This is a genomic window from Gallibacterium faecale, assembly GCF_027920745.1.
Taxonomy (GTDB): domain Bacteria; phylum Pseudomonadota; class Gammaproteobacteria; order Enterobacterales; family Pasteurellaceae; genus Gallibacterium; species Gallibacterium faecale.
Genome location: NZ_JAQIBB010000110.1, coordinates 1 through 9,376, shown reverse-complemented (window position 1 = coordinate 9,376; position 9,376 = coordinate 1). Strand labels below are relative to the sequence as shown.

General features: G+C 37.5%; 8 protein-coding genes. 1 reads left to right on the top strand and 7 read right to left on the bottom strand.

Annotated elements, in window-relative coordinates; all coding sequences use genetic code 11:
• Positions 1-71 precede the first annotated feature (71 nt).
• The 7 genes from murI to PF272_RS11625 form a co-directional block, all read right to left on the bottom strand.
• The gene (gene murI / locus PF272_RS11655; protein ID WP_065238137.1) at positions 72-869 is read right to left on the bottom strand and encodes a glutamate racemase; all 798 of its coding nucleotides are present in this window, start codon (positions 867-869) and stop codon (positions 72-74) included.
• A 45-nt stretch (positions 870-914) separates the two neighbouring features.
• Positions 915-1,415: a chorismate--pyruvate lyase family protein gene (locus PF272_RS11650; RefSeq protein WP_271142885.1), complete on the bottom strand. Its 501-nt coding sequence runs from the start codon at positions 1,413-1,415 to the stop codon at positions 915-917.
• On the bottom strand, positions 1,408-3,492 hold the full coding sequence (gene recG, locus PF272_RS11645; protein WP_271142884.1) for an ATP-dependent DNA helicase RecG: 2,085 nt from the start codon (positions 3,490-3,492) through the stop codon (positions 1,408-1,410). The genes PF272_RS11650 and recG overlap by 8 nt, the downstream gene beginning before the upstream one ends.
• A gap of 5 nt (positions 3,493-3,497) precedes the next feature.
• The gene (gene spoT / locus PF272_RS11640) at positions 3,498-5,636 is read right to left on the bottom strand and encodes a bifunctional GTP diphosphokinase/guanosine-3',5'-bis pyrophosphate 3'-pyrophosphohydrolase (protein WP_271142883.1); all 2,139 of its coding nucleotides are present in this window, start codon (positions 5,634-5,636) and stop codon (positions 3,498-3,500) included.
• Positions 5,637-5,669: 33 nt separating this feature from the next.
• Positions 5,670-5,942: a DNA-directed RNA polymerase subunit omega gene (gene rpoZ / locus PF272_RS11635; RefSeq protein WP_065234884.1), complete on the bottom strand. Its 273-nt coding sequence runs from the start codon at positions 5,940-5,942 to the stop codon at positions 5,670-5,672.
• 72 nt (positions 5,943-6,014) lie between these two features.
• A complete protein-coding gene (gmk, locus tag PF272_RS11630; protein WP_065239394.1) occupies positions 6,015-6,644 on the bottom strand; it encodes a guanylate kinase in 630 nt (209 codons plus the stop codon).
• 87 nt (positions 6,645-6,731) lie between these two features.
• The gene (locus PF272_RS11625; protein WP_271142882.1) at positions 6,732-7,361 is read right to left on the bottom strand and encodes a MarC family protein; all 630 of its coding nucleotides are present in this window, start codon (positions 7,359-7,361) and stop codon (positions 6,732-6,734) included.
• Positions 7,362-7,416: 55 nt separating this feature from the next.
• Between PF272_RS11625 and PF272_RS11620 the strand changes: the two genes are divergently transcribed.
• Positions 7,417-9,321 carry an ABC transporter ATP-binding protein gene (locus PF272_RS11620; RefSeq protein WP_271142881.1) on the top strand — a complete coding sequence of 635 codons (1,905 nt, stop codon included), beginning with the start codon at positions 7,417-7,419 and terminating at the stop codon, positions 9,319-9,321.
• The last annotated feature ends 55 nt before the right edge of the window (positions 9,322-9,376 follow it).

Below are 9,376 nucleotides of genomic sequence, written 5' to 3'. Positions count from 1 at the left end.
GCATAATTTTATAAAAAATTTATTAATTGCCTAATTTTTAGCTTTGAAAGATGAGTTTTTACTCTTTTTGTTTATTCAACGAGCAATTGTTGTAATACACCAAACCCCCATTCAGCAAACATTTTTTTTACGTTATCCTGATCTGGGAATGGTGCAGTGCAAAAAACAATTTGTTGTTTTGATGACTGTGCTGGAAGATCAAATGGCAATAAAGATTGTACCCGCTTGGCGATTGCCTTTCCTGAATCAATAAAGAAACTTACTTGTGGTAAACAGGCTTTTAATTCAGCTTTTAACAATGGGAAATGTGTACAACCTAATACTACCGTATCTAATTCATATTCATATCGCCATTCAGCAACTGCTCGCATCACGGCGAAATGATCTGCTGGTTTACCATGTAATTTTTGTTCTGCAATCTGTACTAACTCTGTTGTACCCAATCGTTTTACTTCACAGCCTTGCGCATACTCGTTAATTAAATCATCAACATAAGATCTTTTTATTGTTCCTTTTGTTGCTAATAATCCAATCACTTTGGTATTTGTCTTTTGTGCTGCTGGTTTTATTGCTGGAACCGTACCAACAATCGGACACGAAAAATGTTCTCGCATCGCTGGCAATACGATTGTACTTGCTGTATTGCAGGCAATGACTATTAAATCGAGTGGTTCAGTTTCTGCAATTTTTTTACAAATTGCGACACAACGTTGTTCAATAAATGCTTCTGCTTTTTCAGAATAGGGAAAACATGCATTATCTAAACAGTATAAGTAATGGCATTGTGGTAATAGTGCTTTTACTTCTCGATAAACACTTAGGCCACCTACACCAGAATCAAAAAATAAAATAGTTGGTATCTTTGCCATAATAACAAGCGAATTGAAAGGAGTTTTGATTTTTGGTTGGCGATCTTATGCCTTTCGCCAAAAATCATCAAGAAAAAGCTCACTAATAAAAAAAGGGCATTCCGCAAGCATTAGTGTCGAACGGCGGGCAAATCCTAGCTTACCTGTCTGCCACATTAATTGCGAACGAGTTATCGGTTGTTGAAAAAGCCACTCACCAATGGGTTGTTTCCCTAATTGTTGGATCTCTGTTGCATAAGATTGAAAGGTAGATGATGGTATTACTGTACGAGCAAAAATCCAAGGCTGCTCATCCCCAGATAGAATCACTTCTCGTAACCAATATTCCGCTTCAGAAAAGTATTTTTCCGCATAAGGATGACTGTTATCCTTAATCCAACCTTCAAAAATTGGAGTAACAGTAAATCTCTCACATTGTTGCTTTAATGCTGCCGTAAGAGATCCAGTAATGGTAAGCCATCGCTGTTGTAATTTTGGCAGTTGATTAAAATCCTCTTGCCAAACTAATTGCTGTAAATAATGACGATACTCTTGATAATTAAGCATTAGAATATACTGTCCTTTGTTGTAACCAACGCTGAATTAATAAATTGATATTTACCGAACGTTCGCTCATTAATTGATTAGCACAGCGTTGTACCGCAGGTAATAATCGCCGATCTCTCACTAAATTTGCGACTCTAAATTCTGCTGCACCTGTTTGTTTAACTCCTAAAACTTCACCTGGTCCTCGAATTTCTAGATCTTTTTCGGCAATTGCAAAACCATCATTACTAGTACGCATAATATCCAAACGTTGACGAGAAATTTTCCCTAATGGCGTTTTATAAAGTAATACACAAAATGACTCTACTTGTCCTCTACCAACTCGCCCGCGTAATTGGTGTAGTTGCGATAAGCCTAGCCTTTCCGCATTTTCAATAATCATCAAACTGGCATTTGGTACATCAACCCCAACTTCAATTACTGTCGTCGCCACTAAGACATCCATTTCTCCCGCTTTAAAAATTGCCATTATTTCTTGTTTTTCCTGCGGTTTCATGCGTCCATGTACTAAACCAATCCGTAAACTAGGTAATGCTTTTTTCAGATCTTCTGCTAACGCTTCCGCTGCTTGCGCTTCTAATACCTCAGATTCATCAATCAATGTACATACCCAATATACTTGTCGCTTATCTTTGGTACAAGCTCGATAAACTCGTTGCACTAATTCATCTCGGCGATCTTCAGCAATCGCTACTGTTTTTATTGGTGTGCGACCTGGTGGAAGTTCATCAATAATTGAAATATCAAGATCGGCATATACTGTCATCGCTAACGTACGAGGAATAGGTGTCGCAGTCATAATTAATTGATGAGGAAAAACACCTTCTTTTGCCCCTTTTTCCCGCAACATCAAGCGTTGTTCTACACCAAAACGGTGTTGTTCATCAATAATCACTAAAGACAACGAAGAAAACTCAACTTGTTCTTGAAACAGAGCATGCGTACCTATGACAACTTGTACTACGCCAGTTTGAATCTGCGCTAAAACTTGTTGTCTTTTTTTACCTTTCACTTTGCCAGCTAACCAACCCACTTGAATACCAAAAGGTATTAACCATTGTGAAAAATTATTAAAATGCTGTTCAGCAAGAATTTCGGTTGGTGCCATAATCGCCACTTGTTGCTGATTATCCAATGCCACCAATGCTGCTAACACAGCAACTAGCGTTTTCCCTGAACCAACATCACCTTGAATTAACCGCATCATTGGTTGGGATTTTTTTAAATCTTGTTCAATATCTGCTACAACACGTAATTGCGCATTTGTAGGCTGGAAAGGTAATGTTTGTAAAAACTGTTGTTTAATATTAGTCTGATAACACAAAGGTTTAGCAAAATGTTGCTGTGCTTCCTGCTTACTTTGCCGCATTGCTAAATTATGTGCTAACAATTCCTCAAACGCCAAACGCGTTTGTGCTGGATGCTCGCCTTTCTCTAATACAGCGGCAAGTGTACCCGCAGGGGGACGATGTAAAAATTGAATTGCAGTTTTAAGATCGTAACCACTTGGATTAAATGCAGCAGGCAACAATTCTTGAACTTCTTTTTTAGCTAATAAAGCTAATGCTTGATCGGTTAATTTTCGCCATGAAGCCTGTTTTAAGCCCTCTGTTGAAGGGTAGATCGGTGTTAAATTCTCTTCCATAAGCAATGGTTCATTATGTTTAACAATCCGATATTCGGGATGATGCATTTCTGCCATAAACCGACCACGCCGCACTTCGCCAAATGCTTTTACTCTTGCTCCTGGAGTAAAACTATTTTTCATACCCGCATTAAAATTAAAAAAACGCAGCATAATTTTTGAACTGCCATCTGATAATGACACCACTAACATAGCACGTCTTGAAAATTGTACTTCACAAGTCTGTACAATACCTTCGATCGTTGTATAACTATCTGGTCGTAAATCTTTTAAGGGCGTGATATGAGTACGATCTTCATAACGGAGAGGAAAGTGAAATAAGAGATCTTGAACAGAACGAATTCCTAAGCGAGATAATCTTTCTGACATGGCTGCTCCCACGCCAGAAAGGACAGATAGAGGCAAGTTATCTAATAAATTTTCCGATTGCATTCACTTTATTCATTAATATTTCGCAATACATCTACCACACCAGATACTGCATTAATTTTACGAATAATGGTTGCTAAGTGATTTTTATCTCGTGCAGTTAATACTACAAATACCTGATAAACACGCCCATCTCGCTCTTCAGTCCAAATACTTTGGATATTACTTCCTGCAGAAGTAATTACAGAAGTAAGATTAGCAAATGCACCGTGTTGATTTAACATTTCAATACGTAATTCAGCTTCAAATTCAACACTGTTCTCACTCTTCTCCCATTCTACTGGCATATAGTGATCTGCATTTTCATCACGGTGACGAATATTGGCACAGTATTCGTGATGGATCACCAAACCTTTACCTGGGCTCACATAAGCCACAATTGGATCGCCAGGAATTGGATGACAACACTTAGCAAAATTAATCAATAGCCCATCAACACCTTTGATTAATACTCCAGTATCTGTTTCATGGTAATTATTGTTGGTTGGATCACCATCTGTATCTATCTCTAACTTCTCGCCTAATAAACGATGTGCAATCACGACACTAATTTGATTACCTAATCCAATCTCCGCTAATAAATCATCCAAAGATTGTAATTTTAATTCTGCCAATAAAGCAGCGAGTGTATTCGGATCAATATCGTCCAATTTCGCTGGTGATAATGCATGGAATAATTGACGTCTGCCTAAAATGATTGCTTCATCACGGCGTAATGATTTCAATGTTTGACGAATTTTCGCTCTGGCTTTTGCGGTTACCACAAAATTTAACCAAGTGGCACTAGGACGAGCTGATGGTGCAGTAATAATTTCAACTGTTTGCCCTGATTGTAACGCCTGAGAAAGCGCATAAGGTTGACGATCTACTCTCGCTCCAATACAAGTTTGCCCTATATCGGTATGTACTGCATACGCAAAATCAACTGGTGTTGCTCCAGCAGGTAATTCAACAATACGACCTTTTGGCGTAAAGACATAAATTTCATCTGGGAATAATTCAGATTTTACATTCTCAATAAACTCAAATGAATTTCCTGCACTTTGTTGCAATTCAATTAAGCTTTGTAACCAACGCTGTGCGCGAATTTGTACTGTGGTACTGTCATTTTTCCCACCCTGTTTATAAATCCAATGAGCTGCAACTCCCATTTCAGCCATTTGATCCATATCTTCAGTACGGATTTGTACTTCAACTGGCACACCATGTGGTCCAATCATTGAAGTATGTAACGATTGATAACCATTGGCTTTAGGTACGGCAATATAATCTTTAACTCGTCCTGGACGAGGTTTATATAAGCTGTGCATTTGTCCCAATACGCAATAACAAGTATCAACGTCTTGCACAATAGTGCGAAAAGCATAAATATCCATAATCGAATGAAAACGTTGTTCTTTCATTTTCATTTTTTGATAAATTGAATAAAGGTGCTTTTCACGTCCAAAGACTCTCGCTTTAATCCCAACATCATCCAAGCGTCCTTTAATCTCATCAGTAATACGCTGGATCATCTCTTTACGATTACCGCGCGCATTTTGAATCACTTTCTGTAACACTTGATAACGATGTGGATGTAACGCCTCAAAACCAAGATCTTCCAATTCGTTCTTAATATGCTCAATCCCTAAGCGATGGGCTAATGGACTATAAATTTCTAAGGTTTCTTTGGCGATACGACGGCGTTTATCTGGACGTAACGCTCCCAATGTACGCATATTATGAGTACGGTCAGCTAGCTTAATTAAAATAACACGAATATCTTGTGTCATTGCCAAAATCATTTTACGGAAGTTTTCTGCTTCCGCTTCTTTACGAGTTCTAAACTTTAATTTATCTAATTTAGAAACCCCTTCTACGATTTCAGCAACACTTTTCCCAAACTCCGCTGTCAGTTCTTCTTCTGTGTAAGGTGTATCTTCAATTACATCATGTAATAACGCCGCCATCACGGCTTCATGATCCAAACGCATTTCCGCAATAATTGAAGCGACTGCAACTGGATGGGTAATATAAGGTTCACCACTAGAACGAGTCTGCCCTTCGTGAGCATCACGTGCGATCATAAAAGCACGTTTAACCAACTCAATTTGATCATCAGGCAAATAACTTTTAATGATGGTATGTAAACTTTCAAATAAATACATAACTCGTTCTTCGGTAAAACAATTAAATTAAGATTATTCCACGTCAGCTAATAAAGAAACAGCTTGTAATTCTGCATGTTCTTGTTCTAAAGCATCGTGGCGTTCTTGTGCATCCATAATATCATTATTGATTAAACCTTCTTCGATTTCGCGTAATGCAATCACAGTTGGTTTATCATTTTCTTCTGGTACTAGTGGTTCACGTACGTGCAATTGTAACTCTCTCGCACGACGTGCTGCGGTTAAAATTAAGTCAAAACGGTTACCAATTTTATCTACTGCATCTTGGACGGTTACACGTGCCATAGTTCTCTCCAAAAAATTTATGTAAATTGTTCAATAATCAATCAAGAAAAAAGGTTGAATATGATACTAGAGCTATTCTGTTTTCGCTAGTAGTTGCGACATTAATAATTGATGACGTTGTACTTGACGCCCAACTTTTAATTTCTCTGCCTTCAAAATCACCTTAATTTCATTGAGCGCCTGATCAAAATCATCATTAATAATTAAATAATCATATTCATCATAATGACTCATTTCACTTATAGCTTTCTGCATACGACCGGCAATCACTTCTTCTGAATCTTGCCCTCTACCAATTAAGCGACGTTCTAATTCTTGAATTGATGGGGGCAAAATAAAGATACTTTTTGCACCAGGCACTTTCTTACGCACTTGTTGTGCGCCTTGCCAATCAATATCAAGAAATACATCAATTCCTTGTTTCAAAGAACGCTCAATCATTAATAATGAAGTACCATAATAATTTCCAAATACTTCAGCATATTCGAGAAACGCATCTTCCGCAATTAAACGTTCAAATTCAGCATGATCAACAAAGTAGTAATGCTTTCCGTCTTCTTCATTTGGACGAGGCTTACGTGTAGTATGAGAAATAGATACCTGCATTTCATAACTAGGATGTTGTTGTAATAATGCAGAAATTAATGACGATTTTCCCGCTCCACTAGGCGCAGAAATAATATATAAATTCCCTAAAGGCATAAATTCTTCTCTTGACATGTAAATAGTGGCTATTCTATCACTAATTCTGCCTTGTAGGTTATCTTCTAGTAAAAATCTCTGTAACAATTAAGTTACAGTTGGTATCACTTCCATGAAAAATGCCTTAATTCCACTTAGAATATGATTTACTGCAATTGCCGCCAAAATTAATCCCATTACTCGACTGACAATCGCTGCCCCAGTTGTACCAATTAAACGTTGAATACGATTTGCTGCTAACAATAATAAATAAGTAATCAGTAATACTAAGGCCATAATCACTGCTGTCATAATTTGGTCAGTAAAACTAAAACGATGATTATCGGTTAATAATACAATCGCCATCATTGCACCTGGAGAAGCAATCGAAGGTACCGCTAATGGATAAACAGCTAATTCATTAATATTAGAAGATAGACGCATTTCTTGTTCTGCTTTCCCCTCACTAAATACCATAGTGAGCGCAAATAATAACAAGACTAATCCGCCTGCTACTTGGAAAGCAGTAAGTGGAATTTGCATGGCTTCTAATAAAAATTGTCCTGTGATGAGAAAGAAAAACAAAATTCCAGTAGCAATTAACACTGCATTTCTGGCTATTTTCTTACGATCTGTCGCAGATAGACCAATAGTTTTGGTAAGATAGACAGGAACAGAACCAATAGGATCAATTACTGCCCATAAAACAACAAATTGAACTAAAAAAGAATCAAACATTGAGCAATCCTAAAAAATTCAAAAATAGTAAACTTAATCAAGAGCATACCTAAAAATGTTAACTTTTACAAATTTAACTCTCAAACGTGGTGTAACAACTTTACTTGAAAATTCAAATGCCACTATTACTCCCGGACAAAAAGTCGGTTTAGTCGGTAAAAACGGCTGCGGAAAGTCTTCTTTATTCGCTTTAATCAAAGGTGAATTACTCCCAGAACGGGGAGATGTAACCTATCCTAAAAATTGGGAAATTAGCTGGGTAAACCAAGAAACCCCAGCACTAGAAATTTCCGCCCTAGACTATGCCATTCAAGGTGATCGTGAATATTGCCGTTTACAACAAGAACTTGAGCTCGCCAATCAACAGAATGATGGCTATCGCATTGCTAATTTACATACTCAACTAGATACCATTGATGCGTGGACAATTCACGCCAGAGCGTCCACATTATTGCATGGCTTAGGTTTTGAAGAATCCCAATTACAGTTACCCGTAAAATCGTTTTCTGGTGGTTGGCGTATGCGTTTAAATCTTGCTCAGGCATTACTTTGTCGTTCCGATCTACTTTTATTAGATGAGCCAACCAACCACTTAGATCTTGATGCTGTAATTTGGCTAGAAAGTTGGCTGAAAAATTATCAGGGTACACTATTATTGATCTCACATGATCGTGATTTTCTTGATCCTATTATCAATAAAGTTATTCATATTGAGCAACAGCAACTATTTGAATATACAGGTAATTATTCATCATTTGAAATTTTAAGGGCATCTAAGCTAGCACAACAAAACGCCTTATATCAACAGCAACAACAAAAAATCGCCCATTTACAGAAATTCATTGATCGTTTTAAAGCTAAGGCAACTAAAGCAAAACAAGCACAAAGTCGGATTAAAGCGTTAGAACGGATGGAATTAATTGCCCCAGCGCATATTGACAGCCCGTTTTCGTTCCATTTTCCAGAACCAGAATTCTTGCCTAATCCATTACTCTCTATGGAAAAAGTTAGTGCAGGTTATGGCGATAAAACCATTTTACAACAAGTAAAATTAAATCTTGTTCCAGGCTCTCGCATCGGCTTACTCGGTCAAAATGGTGCTGGGAAATCTACGTTAATCAAATTATTAGCTGGAGAGCTTCCTCCACAAACAGGTACTATTCAATTAGCTAAAGGTGTACAACTTGGCTATTTTGCTCAACATCAATTAGATATTTTGCGTGCTGAAGAAAGCCCACTTTGGCATCTACAAAAATTAGCACCGACCAAAACCGAACAAGAATTACGTGATTATTTAGGTGGTTTTGCGTTCCATGGCGATAAAGTAAAACAGGCAATTGGTTCTTTTTCAGGTGGTGAAAAAGCACGTTTAGTATTGGCGTTAATTGTTTGGCAACGTCCTAACTTATTGTTACTCGATGAACCGACTAACCACCTTGATCTTGATATGCGCCAAGCCTTAACGGAAGCACTCATGGATTATGAGGGATCGTTAGTTGTGGTTTCACACGATCGCCATTTATTGCGTAATACAGTAAGTGAATTTTATTTAGTCCATGATCATAAAGTCGATAATTTTGATGGTGATCTAGAAGATTATCAAAAATGGTTACTTAGCTTAGAACCAACAGACAATACAGCCTCTAATAACCAAGCACCAACAAAAGAGAACGAGTTTTTACAACGTAAAGAGCAAAAACGTCGAGAAGCAGAATTGCGCGAGCAAACTGCTCCACTACGCAAAGAAATTCAAAAGTTAGAAAAACAGCTAGAACAACTTTCTACTGAACTTGCAATAATTGAAGAGCGTTTAGCTGATAATGATCTCTATTTGAGTGAGAATAAGGATCAACTTACACAGCTTCTTACTCAACAAGCTTCGCTGAAAAAAGAACTAGAAGTTGTGGAATCTAGCTGGTTAGAAAAACAAGAAGAATTGGAAATGTGGCAAATAAATTAAATGATAATGATCTTCTCCGCTTATCAGTATTAATAAGCGGAGAAGTCATTTAATG